1 protein-coding gene is annotated in these 833 nt (G+C 69.3%); it reads left to right on the top strand.

Features of this window, described 5'->3' with window-relative positions:
• Window positions 1-46: 46 nt before the first annotated feature.
• A protein-coding gene (locus EYQ95_RS26245) for an IS5 family transposase (protein WP_370451351.1) occupies window positions 47-816 on the top strand; the annotation gives its coding sequence in 2 pieces (ribosomal slippage) (window positions 47-394 and window positions 397-816; 768 coding nt in all).
• Window positions 817-833 lie beyond the last annotated feature (17 nt).

Here is an 833-nt window from a genome sequence, read left to right as displayed (position 1 = left end):
CCTAGGTCGAATCGACATTCAGGTATACCCGGAGAGACTGGCGGGCATGGCCAGTCAATCCCCACGCCCCAGCCGTTACGAGCTCAGCCACGCCCAGTGGGCCCGCATCGAGGGCCTGCTGCCCGGCAAGGCCGGGGACCCCGGCCGCACCGCGGCCGACAACCGGGCCTTCGTCAACGCCGTGCTGTGGGTCTTGCGCTCGGGTGCCCGCTGGAGCGACCTGCCGCCACGCTATGGGCCCTACAAGAGCGTGCACAAGCGCTTTACCCGCTGGGCCGCGAGCGGCATCTGGGAGCGCGTGTTTACCGCCCTGACCGCCGATCGGGACAACCAGTACCTGATGATCGACAGCTCCATCGTGCGCGCCCACGCCCAGGCCGTCACCGGCAAAAAAGGGGCGGCGAAGCGGCTCTGGGGCGCTCCCGAGGTGGACTGAGCACCAAGATCCACCTCGCGGTCGACGGCCAGGGCCGGCCGGTGCGGTTCGTGCTCACCGGCGGACAGGTCAACGACATCACGCAGGCGCCTGCGCTGCTGGCCGGCTTCGCCCCGGCCTTCGTGCTGGGCGACCGCGGCTACGACAGTCGGGCCCTGGTGGAGTCGATCGAAGCCACGGGCGCGAGCGCCGTGATCCCGCCGCGCACCTGCCAGCGTCCCCGGCCCTTCGACGCGAAGCGCTACCGCCTGCGCAACCGCATCGAGCGGTGTTTTGCCCGACTCAAGCAGCACCGGCGTGTGGCCACCCGCTACGACCGCAACCCCGCCAACTTCCTGGCCTTTCTCTACCTTGCCGCCATGCCTCTGTGGATCGCTTGAATGTCGATTCGGCCTAG

It is taken from the genome of Lysobacter sp. N42 (genome assembly GCF_004344885.1).
The sequence above is the reverse complement of the archived record's forward strand: the minus strand, read 5'-3'. Positions and strand labels throughout refer to the sequence as shown.